Annotated in this window: 10 protein-coding genes; 1 reads left to right on the forward strand and 9 read right to left on the reverse strand. The window is 61.8% G+C overall.

All coding sequences use genetic code 11. The features are described from left to right. Positions 1–54: 54 nt before the first annotated feature. Positions 55–2,592 carry a PAS domain-containing sensor histidine kinase gene (locus F8N96_RS02805; RefSeq protein WP_150796469.1) on the reverse strand — a complete coding sequence of 846 codons (2,538 nt, stop codon included), beginning with the start codon at positions 2,590–2,592 and terminating at the stop codon, positions 55–57. Between the two features lie 119 nt (positions 2,593–2,711). Between F8N96_RS02805 and F8N96_RS02810 the strand changes: the two genes are divergently transcribed. Continuing rightward, positions 2,712–3,821 (forward strand): PilT/PilU family type 4a pilus ATPase, encoded by a 1,110-nt coding sequence (locus F8N96_RS02810; RefSeq protein WP_150796470.1) that lies wholly within the window; start codon positions 2,712–2,714, stop codon positions 3,819–3,821. Between the two features lie 118 nt (positions 3,822–3,939). Here the strand turns inward: F8N96_RS02810 and F8N96_RS02815 are convergent, their stop codons facing one another. The 8 genes from F8N96_RS02815 to F8N96_RS02850 form a co-directional block, all read right to left on the reverse strand. After that, positions 3,940–5,895, reverse strand: coding sequence for an acetoacetate--CoA ligase (locus tag F8N96_RS02815; protein WP_150796471.1), 1,956 nt, complete (start codon positions 5,893–5,895; stop codon positions 3,940–3,942). A 154-nt stretch (positions 5,896–6,049) separates the two neighbouring features. Continuing rightward, entirely contained in the window at positions 6,050–6,835 is a 786-nt protein-coding gene (locus F8N96_RS02820) for a 3-hydroxybutyrate dehydrogenase (protein WP_150796472.1), read from the reverse strand. A gap of 7 nt (positions 6,836–6,842) precedes the next feature. Then, positions 6,843–8,234 (reverse strand): GntP family permease, encoded by a 1,392-nt coding sequence (locus tag F8N96_RS02825; protein ID WP_150796473.1) that lies wholly within the window; start codon positions 8,232–8,234, stop codon positions 6,843–6,845. A 288-nt stretch (positions 8,235–8,522) separates the two neighbouring features. Continuing rightward, positions 8,523–9,938 (reverse strand): sigma-54 interaction domain-containing protein, encoded by a 1,416-nt coding sequence (locus F8N96_RS02830; protein WP_150796474.1) that lies wholly within the window; start codon positions 9,936–9,938, stop codon positions 8,523–8,525. A gap of 136 nt (positions 9,939–10,074) precedes the next feature. Then, the gene (locus tag F8N96_RS02835; RefSeq protein ID WP_150796475.1) at positions 10,075–11,655 is read right to left on the reverse strand and encodes an ABC transporter ATP-binding protein; all 1,581 of its coding nucleotides are present in this window, start codon (positions 11,653–11,655) and stop codon (positions 10,075–10,077) included. Between the two features lie 13 nt (positions 11,656–11,668). Further along, the gene (locus F8N96_RS02840; protein ID WP_150796476.1) at positions 11,669–12,691 is read right to left on the reverse strand and encodes an ABC transporter permease; all 1,023 of its coding nucleotides are present in this window, start codon (positions 12,689–12,691) and stop codon (positions 11,669–11,671) included. After that, on the reverse strand, positions 12,691–13,755 hold the full coding sequence (locus tag F8N96_RS02845) for a microcin C ABC transporter permease YejB (RefSeq protein ID WP_150796477.1): 1,065 nt from the start codon (positions 13,753–13,755) through the stop codon (positions 12,691–12,693). Before F8N96_RS02845 ends, F8N96_RS02840 begins: the two co-directional genes overlap by 1 nt. After that, complete coding sequence (locus F8N96_RS02850; RefSeq protein WP_150796478.1) at positions 13,755–15,623, reverse strand: extracellular solute-binding protein; 1,869 nt, start codon at positions 15,621–15,623, stop codon at positions 13,755–13,757. The genes F8N96_RS02845 and F8N96_RS02850 overlap by 1 nt, the downstream gene beginning before the upstream one ends. Between the last annotated feature and the right edge of the window lie 26 nt (positions 15,624–15,649).

Genomic DNA, 15,649 nt, shown 5'->3' on the forward strand with positions numbered 1-15,649 from the left:
GTTGGTGGCTATGTTGGTGCCAGCGGGGGGGGGGGCGCGCGATTATGCCTGATCTCACTCGGGTCGACCGATCATCGTGCGAATCTTGTTGGCCAACAGGTCGATGGAAAAGGGCTTGGACACCATGTCCATGCCTTCTTCGAGAAAACCCTGGCGTTCGGCGGCTTTCTCCGCATAACCGGTCATGAACAGCACCTTGAGGTCGGGCCGGTGCTGGCGGGCGATTTCCGCCAGTTGCCGTCCATTCATGCCCGGTAGCCCGACATCGGTTACCAGCAGATCGACCCGCAGGTCGGACTCGAGCAAGGGCAGGGCGGTGTTCGCGTCTTCGGCTTCATGGGCGTGATAACCCAGCTCGTTGAGCAGGTCGAGCACCAGCATGCGCACCGCCGGATCGTCTTCCACCAACACCACGGTTTCACCGGCAATCGCCGGTGGCGCCTCGCTGGTGACCGGCGACACGGCAGGGTCCGGCACTGCGACGTACAACCGCGGCAAGTACAGGCGAACACTGGTGCCCTGGCCCGGCAGGCTGAACAGGCTGACGTGGCCACCTGATTGCTGGGCGAAACCGTAAATCATCGACAACCCCAGACCGGTGCCCTGGCCGATGGGCTTGGTGGTGAAAAACGGATCGAAAGCCTTGGCCAGGACCGACGGTGTCATGCCGGTACCGTTGTCGCTGACGGCGATCATCAGGTAATCCCCGGCCTTGACCGGCTCCAGGGTGGTGATGTCGCTGCCGTCGAGGTACACGTTGGCGGTTTCGATCAGCAACTGGCCGCCATCGGGCATCGCGTCCCGGGCGTTGATCACCAGGTTGAGCAGGGCGTTTTCCAACTGACTGACGTCGGTGCTGACCGGCCAGATTTCCTCGGCCAGTTGCAGTTTGAGTTCGATATGGTCGCCTTTGGTGCGGCTGAGCAGGTCTTCCAGGGAATGGATCAGGTCATTGGCATCGAGCGGTTTGCGGTCCAGTGACTGGCGCCGGGAAAACGCCAACAACCGATGGGTCAAGGCGGCGGCGCGGTGAGCCGAAGACACTGCCGCCTCGGTGAAACGGCCGATCTCCTCGGCGCGCCCTTCGGCGATGTAACGCTGCATCAGGTCGAGACTGCCGATAATCCCGGTGAGCATATTATTGAAGTCATGGGCGATGCCGCCGGTGAGCTGGCCCACCGCTTCCATTTTCTGCGCATGGCGCAACGCTTCTTCGGCGCGTTCGCGTTCGAACATCTCGTTGAGCAGTTTTTCATTGGCTTCGGCCAGTTGCCGGGTGCGGGCGCTGACGCGTTCTTCGAGGGTTTCGTTGAGATTGCGCAGGGCTTCTTCGGTCTGTTTGCGCTCGGTTTCGTCGATCACGAAGATGTAGAAGCCATTCACCGCGCCATCCGGGCCGTGACGCGGCAGGTAATTCATCAACGCCTGACGGATGCTGCCATCGCGATGCGAGGCGCTGATGCTGAAGCAGCAGGCTTTTCCCGACAGTGCTTCGGCGATGTATCCGGCACGCAGGGTGTAGGCTTCTTCGCCCAGTACCTCGCGAACCGTGCGACCGTAGAGTTCCTGGGGCGTCAGGCCGTACCAGTCGAGGTAAGCGGCGTTGTTCAGGCGAAAACGCTCGCCGCTGTCGACGTAGCTGATCAGGATCGGCATGGCGTTGATGATCAGTTGCAACTCGGTCTGGCTCTGGCGCAAGGCCTGCTCGGTGAGTTTGCGCTCGGTCAGGTCAAGGGCGGCACCCAGGAAACGGATGGGCCGGCCATGGTGGTCCTTGTAGCAACGGCCCCGGGCAAACACCCAGCGCAACTGTCCGTCGGGCTGCAGCAGGCGATATTCCTCCGCGTATTCGGTGCCGTGGGTAATGGAGTGCTTGATGCTGCGGGTGACCATGGCGCGGTCTTCCGGGTGCACGGCATGCAGATAGTCACTGATGGGCAGCTGGCTGGCGAGCAGCGGGTCGACGCCATGCAGTTGGGCGAAATGGGTGTCGGCAATGAAACGGTCTTCGCTGATGTCCCAATCCCAGGTGCCGACGGCATCGGTGGCGGCCAGGGCCAGTTGCAGCCGCTCTTCGGTTTCATGCTGAGCCTTGAGGCTGGCTGCCGAGCGCTGTTCCAGTTCGAGGGCGATGCGTCGGCGCTCGTTGGTTTCGATGGCGGTGACCAGAATCCCGGCGACCTGGGCGCTCTCATCGCGGATGGGGCTGTAGGTCAGGTCGAGCCAGAAGTCGAAATCATGGCCATCGCGCTGTAAGGTGAAGCGCTGCTCGCTGTAGGTCCGCACTTGTCCTTGTAGGACAACGCTGTAAATCGGGTCGGTAAAGTCTTTGAGTTCCGGCCAGATCTGGTGCGTGGGTTGTCCGAAAGCGTGCGGATGCTTGCTGCCGGCCAGCAGGGCGAAGCCATCGTTGTAGATCTGCGTGAGTTGCGGCCCCCACAGCAACAGCATGGGCATCGGCGAGTGAATCACGATGTCCACGGCGGTACGCAAGCTTTGCGGCCAGGTATTGGCGGAGCCCAGCGGCGTGCCTGCCCAGTCCAGTCTGGCGATCAAGGCCTGGGCATCGCTGCCGGTCGGTGATGCGTTCATCAAATTGTCCTGCACTAAGTCGGTGTGGCCGCGTCTACTATCCTTGCACGGCGGTAGACGCTGGATGACCCGTTTTGGGTCATTTTTATTCATTGAATCCTTTGCGGGTGCTGTTTGCCATGGAAATCGCTGCGTTGTTGAAGGTCCTGGCCAACCAGGATGGCTCCGATTTATACCTGTCCACGGGCGCGCCACCCTGTGCACGGTTCGATGGCGTGCTCAAGCCCCTGGCCGATAAGCCGTTCAAGTCTGGGGAAATCGCCGCCATTGCCGCGTCCATCATGGACGCCGAACAGCGTCTGGAGTTCGATCGGGAACTGGAGATGAACCTGGCGATCTCGTTGGCGGGTGTCGGGCGCTTTCGGGTCAATATTTTCAAGCAGCGTAACGATGTGTCGATCGTGGTGCGCAACGTCAAACTCGACATTCCGCGCTTCGAAGACCTCAAGTTGCCCTCGGTGCTGCTCGAAACGGTCATGCTCAAGCAAGGCCTGATGCTCTTCGTCGGTGCCACCGGCTCGGGCAAGTCAACCTCGCTGGCGGCATTGATCGACTATCGCAACCGCCACAGCAGCGGCCATATCATCACCATCGAAGATCCGGTCGAATATATTCATCGGCACAAGATGTCGATCATCAACCAGCGCGAGGTCGGCGTCGATACCCGCAGTTTTCATGCCGCGCTGAAAAATACCCTGCGCCAGGCGCCGGACGTGGTGCTGATCGGCGAAATCCGCGACCGCGAAACCATGGAGCATGCGCTGGCGTTTGCCGATACCGGCCATCTGGTGATCTCGACGCTGCATGCCCACAACGCCAATCAGGCACTGGACCGGATCATCAATTTCTTCCCCGAAGAACGCCGTGCGCAATTGCTCAATGACCTGGGGAATAATCTCAAGGCCTTCGTTTCCCAGCGCCTGGTGCCCACCCGCGAGGGTCACCGCCGGGCCGCGGTGGAGGTGATGCTGGGCTCGCCGACGATCGGCGACCTGATCCGGCGCAACGAGTTTTCCGAACTCAAGGGCATTATGGAAAAGTCGCAGGAGGCGGGGATGCAGACGTTCGACGGTGCGCTTTATGCGTTGGTCGTGGAGGGGGCGATCGATGAGGAAGAGGCGTTGAAGCATGCGGATTCGGTGAACAACTTGCGATTGCGCTTGAAGTTGCACGCCGAAGCGTCACCGGGGCTCCATGCCCCTCCCGGCGAATGGGGACTGATGGACTGACCCGTACCCTGTAGGAGCCAGGCTTGCCGGCGAAGGCGTCCTCTAGGCCCCCTCGCCGGCAAGCCTGGCTCCTACATGGCCCCTTCGCCGGCAAGCCTGGCTCCTACAGGGACGGGTTTCAGTCTTTGAGTTCGCGGCGATCGCGAAATTGTTCCAGCGCCTCGGGATTGGCCAGGGCATCGGTGTTCTTCACCGGTTGCCCATGCACCACATTGCGCACGGCCAGCTCGACCACCTTGCCGCTGATCGTCCGTGGGATGTCCGTCACCGCCACAATCTTCGCCGGCACATGCCGTGGCGTGGTGTTGGCGCGGATGACCTGGCGAATCTGCTGTTGCAGGGCATCGTCCAGCTCGACGTCGTCGCGCAACCGTACGAACAGCACCACCCGCACATCATCCTGCCACTGTTGGCCGATGGCCACGCTGTCGAGCACCTGGGTGACTTTTTCCACCTGACGGTAGATTTCCGCCGTGCCAATGCGCACGCCGCCCGGGTTGAGCACCGCGTCCGAGCGCCCATGGATCAGCATCCCCCCGTGGGCCAGCTGTTCGGCGTAATCGCCCTGGGCCCAGACCCCGGGGAACAGACTGAAGTACGATGCGCGCAGCTTCTCTCCGGTGGGGTCGTTCCACAAGCCGATGGGCATGGCTGGGAAATGCCGGGTGCAGACCAGTTCGCCTTTTTGTCCAATGACGACTTTACCCGCATCGTTCCAGACCTCGACGGCCATGCCCAGGCTCTTGCCCTGGATTTCCCCGCGACGAACCGGCAGCAGCGGATTGCCGTTCACAAAGCACGAGACGATGTCGGTGCCGCCGGACATCGACGCCAGGCACAGGTCGGGCTTGACGTCGCGGTAAACGTAGTCGTAGCTCTGGGGCGACAGCGCAGAGCCGGTGCACAGCAGGGTTTTCAGGCTGCCCAGGTCATGGCTCTGCCGCGGCTTCACGCCGTTGCTTTCCAGGGTCGCCAGGTACTTGGGGCTGGTGCCGAAGACGCTGAGGCGTTCGTCGTCGATCAGATCGACCAGGCGCTCGGGCCCGGGATGAAAGGGTGAACCGTCATACAGCACCACGGCGCTGTCCACGGCCAGGGCCGAGACCAGCCAGTTCCACATCATCCAGCCGCAGGTGGTGTAGTAGAACAAGCGGTCGCCGGGACCGAGGTCGCAATGCAGTCCATGCTCCTTGACGTGTTGCAGCAGAACACCGCCGGTGCTGTGGATGATGCATTTGGGGATGCCGGTGGTGCCGCTGGAATAAAGGATGTACAGCGGATGAGCGAAGGGCACGGGCACGAAATCCGGCTCGCCGCCAGGCTCGTAGAAATCCTCCCAGAGCGTGACGTTGGCCTGGGTATGGAATGCTTCGATGCGTGCCTGTGGCCGCGCGTAAGGGACGACGACCAGCTGCTGCAGGGATGGCAGTTGCGCGAGTATTTCGTTGATCTTGGTCGTCTGGTCGATTTCCTTGCCGGCGTAGCGGTAGCCGGCGCAGGTGACCAGCACTTTCGGCTCGATCTGGCCGAAGCGATCGACCACCCCCTGGGTGCCGAAGTCCGGCGACGAACAGGACCAGATCGCCCCGAGGCTGGTGGTGGCGAGCATGGCCACCAGGGTTTGCCAGGTGTTCGGCATGCACGCGGCCACGCGGTCGCCGAGGCCGACACCGGCGGCGATCAAACCGTTCTGGAAGCCGGCGACATGTTCTGCCAGTTCGGCCCAGGTCAATTGTTCACGCTGACCGTTTTCACCAATGGCTACCACCGCTACGGCATCGTCACGACGTCGCAGCAGGTGTTCGGCGAAGTTCAGGGTGGCGCCGGGGAACCACTGGGCGCTGGGCATTTGCGCGCCTTCGACCAGCACCGCATCGGGTTGGTCGTGAAAGCGGATGTCGAAGAAGTCGACGATGGCCTGCCAGAAGTCGACTCGCTGATCGATGGACCATTGATGCAGGGCAGAGTAGTCGGCGACGTCGAGGTGATGGCGTTGATTGATGAAACGCCGGAAGGCGTCCATGCGGGTCTTGCCGATGCGCTCGGCGCCGGGTTGCCAAAGGATGTCGGACATGGGTTGCCTCTTTTTGTTGTGTACCGATCGTTCCAACGCTCTGCGTGGGAATGCAGCCCGGGACGCTCCGCGTCCCAAAGGCGGACGCGGAGCGTCCATTGAGGCATTCCCACGCAGAGCGTGGGAACGATCATTAACGCGGTCTAACGGCTGGTTACTGCGCCAACCACCCACCATCGATATTCCACGCCGCGCCCCTGACCTGGCTACCGGCTTCGCTGCATAGGAACAGCACCAGCTCACCCAATTGCGGCGGTGTCACGAACTCGCCGGACGGCTGCTTCTCGGCCAGCAAATCATGCTGCGCCTTTTGCGGCTCGACTCCGCTGGCGATGCGATCATCGATCTGCTTTTGCACCAGCGGCGTCAGGACCCAGCCCGGGCAGATGGCGTTACAGGTGACGTTCGTCTTGGCCGTTTCCAGCCCGACCACCTTGGTCAAACCGATCACCCCATGTTTGGCCGCCACGTACGCCGCCTTGCCTGTCGACCCGACCAATCCGTGCACCGAGGCGATGTTGATGATCCGCCCCCAGCCCTTGGCGCGCATGCCCGGCAGGCTCAAGCGGGTACCGTGGAACACCGACGACAGGTTGATCGCAATGATCGAGTCCCAGCGCTCTACGGGGAAGTCCTCCACCGCAGCCACGTGCTGGATGCCGGCGTTGTTGACCAGAATGTCCACGCCGCCGAACTCGCGCTCGGCGTAGGCGATCATCTCGGCAATCTGTGCCGGGTCGCTCACGTCAGCCGGGTGATGGCCGACCTTGCCCCCGCTTTTGTTACTGATCTGCTCGACCTCGGCAATCACCTTGGAAGCGTCGCCGAATCCGTTGAGGATCAGGTTGGCGCCGGCCTTGGCCAGGCTCAGGGCGATGCCCAGGCCGATGCCGCTGGTGGAACCGGTGACCAGTGCAGTCTTGCCCGAAAGAGTTGTCATGAATACCTCACACAATGCCAGTGGCGTAGAAAGTACCGATCACTACAAAGACCGCCAGGGTCTTGATCAGCGTAATACAGAAAATGTCTTTGTAAGCTTCGCGGTGGGTCAGGCCGGTGACGGCCAGCAAGGTAATCACCGCGCCGTTGTGTGGCAGGGTGTCCATGCCGCCGCTGGCCATCGCAGCCACCCGGTGCAGCACTTCCAGTGGGATATTGGCCGCATGGGCTGCCGCGATGAAGTCATTGGCCATGGCCGCCAGGGCAATGCTCATGCCGCCCGAGGCCGAACCGGTGATGCCGGCCAGCAGGGTCACGGTGATCGCTTCGTTGACCAGCGGGTTGGGAATACTCTTGAGCCAGTCGGCCAGAACCAGGAAGCCCGGCAAGGAGGCGATCACCGCACCAAAGCCGTATTCCGATGCCGTGTTCATCGCCGCCAGCAACGAACCGCCGACCGCACTGCGACTGCCTTCGGCCAACTTGCCGCGAATCGCCTGGAAGCCGAACACCAACACCATGATGATGCCGACCAGCAAGGCGGCCTGGACCGCCCAGATCGCCGTCAGCTTGGCGATTTCAGTAGTCACCGGCGCCGCCATGCCCGGCAGCGCGAGGCTGTGGGTCTTGCCGTACCACTGCGGTATCCACTGGGTAAACAACAGGTTCATGATGCCGACGGCCAGCAGCGGCGACAGGGCGATCCAAGGGTTTGGCAGCTTGATGTCGGCAGCGGTTTCCGGCTCGTTGCGCAGTTCGGTGCCATAGCCTTCACCGGCATGCTGGGCCTTGTTGCGCTGGCGCTGCAGGAACAGCATGCCGGCGCAGACCACGAAGATCGAGCCGATCAGGCCCAGCCAGGGTGCGGCCCAGGCGGTGGTATTGAAGAAGGTGCTGGGGATGATGTTCTGGATCTGCGGGGTGCCGGGCAGGGCGTCCATGGTGAACGAGAACGCACCGAGGGCAATGGTCGCCGGGATCAGGCGCTTGGGAATATTGCTCTGGCGGAACATCTCGGCCGCAAACGGATAGACCGCAAACACCACCACAAACAGCGACACGCCGCCGTAGGTGAGCAACGCGCAGACCAGCACAATCACCAGCATCGCCTGGCGAGTGCCGAGCAGGCGAATGGCGGCCGCAACGATGGAGCGCGAGAAACCCGACAGCTCGATCAGCTTGCCGAACACCGCGCCCAGCAGGAATACCGGGAAGTACAGTTTGATGAAGCCGACCATTTTTTCCATGAACACCCCGGTGAAAGCTGGGGCGACGGCGGAAGGGTCGGTGAGCAGGACAGCGCCGAGGGCGGCAATCGGGGCAAAGAGGATAACGCTGTAGCCACGGTAGGCCGCGAGCATCAGCAGCGCTAGGGCTGCCAAGGCAATGATCACACTCATGGTGTGTCTCCTGGATTGTTATTTTTTTTAGGGTGTATCTATGTGGGGGAGGGCTATAGCTAGAATCGTGCCATGAGTGCAACATGTTGAAATATAAGGATATTTATTTGTGTTGGTGGTGTTTTTGGGTTTTTTGTCTCTGTTTGGAGATCTTTGTTGAGGTTGAGGGCCTCTTCGCTGGCAAGCCAGCTCCTACAGGGTGCGCGGTGTGCATGCGATCCTGTAGGAGCTGGCTTGCTGGCGAAGAGCGCGCAGCGCTTGTGTCTATAAACAGAGATGTATGTCTCGTTATAAAGACTCTGCAATCCCCAGCGCCACCATTTTCTTGTACAACGTCGACCGCCCCAACCCCAGCCGCGCCGCCGCTTCAATTACCTTGCCCTCGCACTGCGCAAGCGCCGATTCAATCAACTGCCGATCAAACCGCGCCCGAGCCTCACTGAACGTCTCCTGGGCAACCGTCTCGAGATTCAAGGGCGCTACCCGCTCCACCGGCATCAACGTTCCGATCGCCGCACGGATTTCCGTGGCATTCAGCATCAGGTCATCACTGAGCAAGGCCGCCCGCTCCAGCACATTGCGCAGCTCGCGGATGTTCCCCGGCCAGGCGTGTTGCCCCAATAATTCAAGGGCCTCGCGGTTCAGTTCATGCTGGCTGCGCAGTTCTTCCAGGATCGCCTCGCTGAGCGCCGGTAGATCGTCAAGGCGATCGCGCAAGGGCGGGACCTGAATCGGCAGCACATTGAGGCGATAATACAAATCGGCCCGGAACTCGCCGCGTCTGATTGCCGCTTCCAGGTCAGTCGACGTGGCGGCGATCACTCGCACATCGCTCTGGATCACTTCGTTGGAGCCCACCGGCTCGAATTCCTTTTCCTGCAGCACCCGCAGCAGCTTGCTTTGCAGGGGCAGCGGCATGTCGCCGATTTCATCGAGGAACAGCGTGCCGCCCTGGGCGATCTGCAATTTGCCGGCGCGGCCCTTACGATCGGCACCGGTAAACGCGCCGGGCGCGGTGCCGAAGAATTCGGCCTCCAGCAGCGACTCGGGAATCGCCGCGCTGTTGATGCTGACGAAGGCTTTGTGCGCACGGGGCGATGCACCGTGAATCGCCTGGGCCAGCAATTCCTTGCCGGTGCCGGTTTCGCCGAGCAGCAGCACCGGCGAGTCGGTGCTGGCGCTGCGCCGGGCGCGACGTTTGACTTCCAGGCTGGCGGCGCTGGTGCCGATGAAGTGGGCGAAGTTGTATTTGGTCTGCCGCGCCCGCAGCAGCGAGCGCGTGGAAGCAAGCTCTTCCTGCATGCTCATGTAGCGCTTGAGCATCGGCGACAGGCTGCGCAATTCGTCGAACAGGGCAAAGCCGATGGCGCCGATCACCACGCCCGTATCGTCGTGAATCGGCAGGCGCATCACCACCAGCGGTTCCTTGGAGGTGTCCTGCATATCGAGCAAGATCGGTCGGCCGCTGCGCACCACCTCACGCAGCAGGCTGCCGGGGATCACGCTTTCGCAGGCTTTGCCGATGGCCACGTGCGCCGACTCCAGGCCAAAACGCCGGGCGTAGCGCTCGTTCATCCAGACGATATTGGCGTCGCGATCGACGATCACCGTGCCTTCACTCGACTGTTCGATGATTTCGAACAATGAACGGATCGCCAGCAGGCGGACCTGTTGGTAATCCTTGAGGCTTTCGGTGGTGTTCATGGGTGCTGATCCTGATAATTTATCGCCTGTGCGGGCCCCTTCGCGGGCAAGCCTCGCTCCTACAGGTCATGCATCGATCTGTAGGAGCGAGGCTTGCCCGCGAAGGCCGCGACGCGGTCCGGTGCCAAACACCGAATTATGCCCACCCCAACTGCGCCGCCGCCAACAGCTCTTTGGTATAGGGGTGCTGCGGCGAGTCGAATACCTCGTGGCTGGCACCGCTTTCCACCACTTTACCGTCCTTGATCACGATCATGTCGTGGGCCAGGGCACGCACCACCGCCAGGTCGTGACTGATGAACAGGTACGTCAGCCCGTGCTTTTCCTGAAGCTGACGGAGCAGGGCGACCACCTGTTTTTGCACGGTGCGATCCAGCGCCGAGGTCGGTTCATCCAGCAGGATCAGCGCCGGTTTCAGCACCAGCGCGCGGGCGATGGCGATGCGCTGGCGTTGCCCGCCGGAGAATTCGTGGGGGTACCGATCGCGGCTTTGCGGGTCGAGGCCGACTTCTTCCAGCGCCCGGATCACCTCGTCCTTGCATTCGTCCGCGGTCAATCGGCTATGCACTTCAAGGCCTTCACTGATGATCTGCGCCACCGACATCCGCGGGCTGAGGCTGCCGAAGGGGTCCTGGAACACCACCTGCATTTTCTTGCGCCACGGCCGCAGCTGTTTTTGCGACAAGCCGTCCAGCGCTTCACCCTGGAAGCGAATGCTGCCGTCGGAATCGAGCAGGCGCAGGATCGCCTGACCCAAGGTCGACTTGCCGGAACCGGATTCACCGACGATGCCCAGGGTCTTGCCGCGCTGGACATTCAGGCTGATGCCGTCCACCGCATGCAAATACGTCTTGCGTTGGAACAGTCCGCCGCCGAGGGCGAAGCGCACGCACAGGTCGGCCACTTCCAGCACGTTCTCGCGCTCGTCCCGGGGCAGGGCTTCACCTTCCGGCTCGGCGTTGAGCAGCACGCAGCTGTAGGGATGTTTCGGTTCGGTGAACAGCGTCTCGCAGGGCGCTTGCTCGACGATTTCCCCGGCCTTCATCACGCACACGCGCTGGGCGATGCTGCGCACGAGATTGAGGTCGTGACTGATCAACAGCAGCGACATGCCGAGGCGTATCTGCAGGGATTTGAGCAGCAGCAGGATCTTGCGTTGTACCGTCACATCCAGCGCGGTGGTAGGTTCGTCGGCGATCAGCAACTCCGGCTCGCAGGCCAGGGCCATGGCGATCATCACCCGTTGTCGCTGGCCGCCGGACAATTGATGGGGATAAGCCTTGAGCCGCTCCCCGGGTTTCTGGATGCCCACCAATTGCAGCAACTCGAGAATCCGCGCCTGCGCCGCCTTGCCGGTCAGCCCCTTGTGCAACAGCAGGGTTTCACCGATCTGTTTTTCGACGCTGTGCAGCGGGTTGAGGGACGACATCGGTTCCTGGAAGATCATTGCGATCCGGTTGCCGCGCAACTCCCGCAGCACCGTGGAGGAGGCGCCGAGCAGTTCCTTGCCGCGATAGCGAATGCTGCCCGAGGTGTCGGTGCCGGTCTCGGGAAGCAGTTGCAGGATCGAGTGCGCGGTCACCGACTTGCCGCAGCCCGACTCGCCGACCAGGGCCAGGCACTCGCCGGGGCGGATGTCCAGGCACAGGTTGCGCACCACGGTCTGGCCGCTGAACGCCACGCAGAGGTTACGGATTTCGATCAGGTTATTACTCATATCAACGCCCTAATCATGACCTGGGATCAAAGGCGTCACGCAACGCCTCGCCGATAAACACCAATAGAGAAAGAATCAACGCCAGGGTGAAAAACGCGGTCAGGCCCAGCCACGGCGCTTGCAGGTTCTGCTTGCCCTGACCGATCAGTTCGCCCAGGGAAGCGCTGCCGGCCGGCATGCCGAAACCGAGGAAATCCAGGGCCGTGAGGGTCGAGATCGCCCCGGTCAAAATGAAGGGCAGATAACTCAGGGTCGCGTTCATCGCGTTAGGCAGGATGTGCCGCACGATGACCTTGCGGTCGCTCAGGCCCAGGGCTCGCGCAGCCTTGACGTATTCCAGGTTGCGCCCGCGCAGGAATTCGGCGCGCACCACGTCGACCAGGGCCAGCCAGGAAAACAGCGCCATGATCCCCAGCAGCCACCAGAAATTCGGCTCGACGAACCCTGAGAGAATGATCAGCAGGTACAGCACCGGCAACCCGGACCAGACCTCCAGCAGCCGCTGACCCAGGAGGTCGACCCAGCCGCCGTAATAACCTTGCAGTGCGCCGGCTGCGATCCCGATCAGGGCGCTGACCAGGGTCAGCATCAAGGCGAACAGGATCGACACCCGGGCGCCGAAAATCACCCGGGCCATGACGTCCCGGGCCTGGTCGTCGGTGCCCAGCCAGTTGACCTTCGTCGGCGGACTCGGTGCCGGTTTGTCCAGATCATAGTTGGGCGTGTCGTCACTGAACGGGATCGGCGGAAACAGCAGCCAGCCTCCATCCTGCTTGATCAGGTTCTGCACATAGTCGCTGCGGTAGTCCGCCTGGAACGGCAGCTGTCCGCCGAACTCCTGCTCGGTGTAGCGTTTGAAGGCAGGAAAGTACAGCGAACCCTGGTAACCCACCACCAGCGGTTTGTCATTGGCGATCAGTTCGCCGCCGAGGGTCAGCAGGAACAGGCCGATAAACAGCCACAGCGACCACCAGCCGCGACGGTTTTTCTTGAAGCGTTCGAAACGGCGACGGCCCAGCGGCGAGAGCTTGAACATCAGGCGTTCCTCGCGGCGAAGTCGATACGCGGGTCGACCAGGGTGTAGCACAGATCCCCGACGATTTTTATCAGCAGGCCGAACAGGGTAAAGATGAACAGCGAGCCGAACACCACCGGATAGTCCCGCGACACCGCGGCTTCATAACTCATGCGGCCCAGGCCATCGAGGGAGAAAATCACTTCGATCAGCAGGGAGCCGGCGAAAAATACGCTGATAAAGGCCTGGGGTATCCCCGACACCACCAGCAACATGGCGTTGCGAAACACGTGGCCGTACAGCACCCGTCGCTCGCTCATGCCCTTGGCACGGGCGGTGACCACGTATTGGCGGGTGATTTCATTGAGGAAGGAGTTCTTGGTCAGGATGGTCAGGGTGGCGAAGCCGCCAATCACCAGCGCCGTGACCGGCAACACCAGGTGCCAGAAGTAGTCGGCTATTTTGCCCAGGGTCGACAGCGACTCGAAGTTGTCCGAGACCAGGCCTCGTACCGGAAACCAGTTCAACGAAGTGCCCCCGGCAAATACCACGATCAGGAACATCGCGAACAGGAACGCCGGCATGGCGTAGCCGATGACGATGGCGGTGCTGCTCCAGATATCGAAATGGCTGCCGTGATGCACGGCCTTGCGGATGCCGAGGGGAATCGACACCAGGTAGGTGATCAGCGTGGCCCAGAGCCCGAGGGAAATGGTCACCGGCATTTTTTCCAGGATCAGGTCGGTGACCGTGGCGCCGCGGAAGAAGCTCTTGCCGAAGTCCAGTTGCGCATAGCTCTTGAGCATCAGCCACAGGCGTTCCGGGGCCGGCTTGTCGAAGCCGTACTGTTTTTCGATCTCCTTGATCAGTTGCGGGTCGAGGCCGCGGCTGGCCCGGGAACCGCCATGGCTGATGGCATCGCTTGTGCCACCGCCGACACTGGCGCCGCCGATGCCTTGCAGGTGCGCGATCGCCTGTTCCACCGGACCGCCCGGCGCGGCCTGGACGATGACGAAGTTGACCAGCAGGATAATCAACAGCGTCGGAATGATCAGCAGCAGGCGCCGCAGGATATAAGCCCACATCAGCGCGGCCCTCCGGGTGCGCCGCGCTTGATGAGTTCGGCCGTCATCTGCTGGTTGGTCAGGGGTGTGGAGCTCACCTCCCACCAGCTCTCGATGGCTTCGTCATTGCTGGCTTGCACGCTGGGAATGCCGAAGCGGTTCCACCACACGGTCGAACTGCCTGGCGGGTAATAGTTGGGAATCCAGTAGTAGTTCCATTGCAGTACCCGGTCCAGAGCATGGGCATGGCGCAACATGTCGGCCTGGGTGTTGGCGCGAACCAGGCCGCTGAGCAGCGTATCGACCGCCGGGTTCTTCAGCACCATGTAGTTGTTGGAACCCGGATCGTTGGCCGCCACCGAGCCGAAGTAGTTGTACAGCTCATTGCCCGGCGAGGTGGTGACCGGGTAGCCGGTCACTATCATGTCGTAGTCCCGGGACATCAGGCGATTGACGTACTGCGACGAGTCGATGCGGCGGATATTGAGGTCGATGCCGATCTGTTTCAGCGTACGTTTGTACGGCAACAGCAATCGGTCCATGCCGTTCTGGCTGACCAGGAAGGTAAAACTCAGCGGCTTGCCGTCGGCGTTCACCAGTTGATCGCCATCAGGTGTCCAGCCTGCGGCTTCCAGCAGTGCCAGGGCCTGCAACTGTTTATCCCGGATCACACCGCTGCCATCGGTTTTTGGTGCTTCGAAGACTTTTGTGAACACCTCGTCCGGGATCTGCCCGCGCAGGGGCTCGAGAATCGCCAGTTCGGCGGCATCGGGCAGGTGGCGCGCGGCGAGGTCGGTGTTGGAGAAGAAGCTCTGCTGACGAATATACAGGTCGCGCATCATCTGCCGGTTGCTCCACTCGAAATCCCAGAGCATGGCCAGGGCCTGGCGTACGCGCCGGTCCTCGAACAGCGGATTGTGCAGATTGAACACGAAGCCTTGCGCCGTTTGCGGGGCGTTTTGAGCCAGGTGGGCCTTTTGCAGGCGCCCGTCACTCAGCGCCGGGCTGTCGTAGCCGATCGAATAGGCGGTGGCGGAAAATTCACGGTTGTAGTCATAGGCACCGCCGCGCAGCACCTGGCGCGCCACGTCGGTGTCGCCAAAGTACTCGATGCTGAAATGGTCGAAATTGTACAGGCCGCGGCTGACCGGCAGATCCTTGCCCCACCAGTCGGGGTTGCGCTTGAAGGTGATGCTGCGCCCGGAGTCGACCTTGGCGACCTGGTACGGGCCGCTGCCCAGCGGCGGCTCGTAACCGCCGCCACCGGCGAAGTCGCGGGTCTTCCACCAGTGCTCGGGAAACACCGGCAGGGTCGCGATGTCCAGGGGCAGGGTGCGGTTTTCGTTGTTCTTGAAGTCGAAACGCACGGTGCGTGGCGATTCCACTTCGACGCCCTTGACGTCGGCGAATTGCGTGCGATAACGCAGGCTGCCCTGGGTCATCAGCAGGTCGAAGGTGTAGCGCACGTCTTCGGCGGTGATCGGCTGGCCATCGGCAAAACGGGCCTTGGGGTTGAGGTTGAAACGCAGGGACAGGCCGTCATCGGCGCGCTCCATCGTCTGCGCCACCAGGCCATACACGGTGTAAGGCTCGTCCAGCGAGCGCTGGGCCAGGGGCGAATAGATCAAGCCGTCGATCTGCGTGACGCCGATGCCCTTGTCGATGTACGGCAGGATATGGTCGAAATGGCCGATTTCGACCGCCGAACGACGCAGGGTGCCGCCCTTGGGTGCTTGCAGGTTGGTGTAGGCAAAATGACTGAAGTCGGCGGGATACTTCGCCGGTTCGCCATACACGGTCAGCGCATGTTGCGGTGTTGCATTCACCCCGGCGGCACCCGCTAACAGGGCCACGGCAGTGAATAATAAAGTAGGGAAAGCCAATCGCATTGTCAGCCTTTGAGCCGGGTGGTCGA

The organism is Pseudomonas fluorescens, from assembly GCF_902497855.1.
GTDB lineage: Bacteria > Pseudomonadota > Gammaproteobacteria > Pseudomonadales > Pseudomonadaceae > Aquipseudomonas > Aquipseudomonas fluorescens_BI.

Excerpts from the sequence above, each read along its gene's own strand:
- F8N96_RS02805 (WP_150796469.1), bottom strand. The coding sequence starts at position 2,592 with ATGAACGCATCACCGACCGGCAGCGATGCCCAGGCCTTGATCGCCAGA.
- F8N96_RS02810 (WP_150796470.1), top strand. The coding sequence starts at position 2,712 with ATGGAAATCGCTGCGTTGTTGAAGGTCCTGGCCAACCAGGATGGCTCC.
- F8N96_RS02815 (WP_150796471.1), bottom strand. The coding sequence starts at position 5,895 with ATGTCCGACATCCTTTGGCAACCCGGCGCCGAGCGCATCGGCAAGACC.
- F8N96_RS02820 (WP_150796472.1), bottom strand. The coding sequence starts at position 6,835 with ATGACAACTCTTTCGGGCAAGACTGCACTGGTCACCGGTTCCACCAGC.
- F8N96_RS02825 (WP_150796473.1), bottom strand. The coding sequence starts at position 8,234 with ATGAGTGTGATCATTGCCTTGGCAGCCCTAGCGCTGCTGATGCTCGCG.
- F8N96_RS02830 (WP_150796474.1), bottom strand. The coding sequence starts at position 9,938 with ATGAACACCACCGAAAGCCTCAAGGATTACCAACAGGTCCGCCTGCTG.
- F8N96_RS02835 (WP_150796475.1), bottom strand. The coding sequence starts at position 11,655 with ATGAGTAATAACCTGATCGAAATCCGTAACCTCTGCGTGGCGTTCAGC.
- F8N96_RS02840 (WP_150796476.1), bottom strand. The coding sequence starts at position 12,691 with ATGTTCAAGCTCTCGCCGCTGGGCCGTCGCCGTTTCGAACGCTTCAAG.
- F8N96_RS02845 (WP_150796477.1), bottom strand. The coding sequence starts at position 13,755 with ATGTGGGCTTATATCCTGCGGCGCCTGCTGCTGATCATTCCGACGCTG.
- F8N96_RS02850 (WP_150796478.1), bottom strand. The coding sequence starts at position 15,623 with ATGCGATTGGCTTTCCCTACTTTATTATTCACTGCCGTGGCCCTGTTA.